This window comes from Oleiphilus sp. HI0066 (assembly GCF_001635725.1).
Genome location: NZ_LWFH01000055.1, coordinates 1 through 1103 on the forward strand (window position 1 = coordinate 1; position 1103 = coordinate 1103).

Below are 1103 nucleotides of genomic sequence, written 5' to 3' on the forward strand. Positions count from 1 at the left end.
AGAGATTGCACTTCGTATTGAATAGGTAAGTTTGGATCTCCTGCGCGCAGAAAGTATCCATGCATAGAATGTGCGATGCGATCTTCAACAGATTGATAGGCTGCCATCATCGCTTGGCCGCAAACTTGGCCGCCAAAGACATTAGGAAAACCTAGATCTTCGCTTGCGCCTTGAAAATGAGAATCGTCGATTTGTTCCAGTTTTAAGACATCAATCAACTGTTGAAGAACGTCGCTCATAGATATGTACTTCTTACTATTATTCTGGGTGGATAGCTTGAACTTGCTTTGCTAAAACCTGCTTTTGTTTCGTCGCATCGCCGGTTAATGCGAAGCCAAGAAGCTCGCCTTGATCCGACTTAAACAACGCTGTGGTATTGAACCCGTCTGATTCGATATCCCAAGTGCCATTTTCATTTGATGCAGGAAGAACAACGACAGGGCAGGCAGGTGTTTTAACTGCCACCGGCATTACACCATAACTCACAAGCTTCGGTTCGTCATTGAGTGTGCTGGCAAGCGCTCGAGCACATGCCATCATCGGCAAAACATAGAGCATAACCATGCCATCGACTTCTGCACAATCGCCCAGTGTGTAGACGTTCTTAGCGGACGTTTCCAAACTACGATCGCACGTAATGCCTTTATTAGTCTCGATGCCGCTCTCAGAAGCCAGCTTAGTATTTGGTGCTAAACCAATCGCACTAATCGCTATATCGGCTGAGATTTTTTCACCGTTGTCGAGCTCCACTATTACGCCATCAACAGTTTCTTGGATATCAACAACGCTTCGCTCAAAGTAGAAGTTCGCGCCGGCATCACTCAAGCTTTTTGTAACACATTCTGATGCTTCTGGCGGCAGCATGGTATCTAAAACATGTTGGCTTAAGCCGATCAATGACACTTCATATTCGCCATTCAAAAGATCGTTCGCGTATTCACAACCGATCAAACCTGTTCCGACAATTGCGACATGCTTTTTGCCTTGGCTAGCTGTNCGGAATGCGCGGTAATCATCAAGATCATTGATCGAGAAAATGCGGTCACTCTCAGGTTTAACAAACTTCAGTTTGAATGGACTTGCGCCCGTCGCTAATACGAGCT

The 1103-nt window shown here is 45.8% G+C and carries 2 protein-coding genes; both read right to left on the bottom strand.

What is annotated here, in order from left to right:
- On the bottom strand, window positions 1–239 hold a 239-nt coding region (locus tag A3738_RS01045), incomplete at its 3' end, for an acyl-CoA thioesterase II (RefSeq protein WP_197473496.1).
- A 19-nt stretch (window positions 240–258) separates the two neighbouring features.
- The coding region (locus tag A3738_RS01050) for an NAD(P)/FAD-dependent oxidoreductase (RefSeq protein ID WP_068763282.1) at window positions 259–1103 on the bottom strand (845 nt) is incomplete at its 5' end.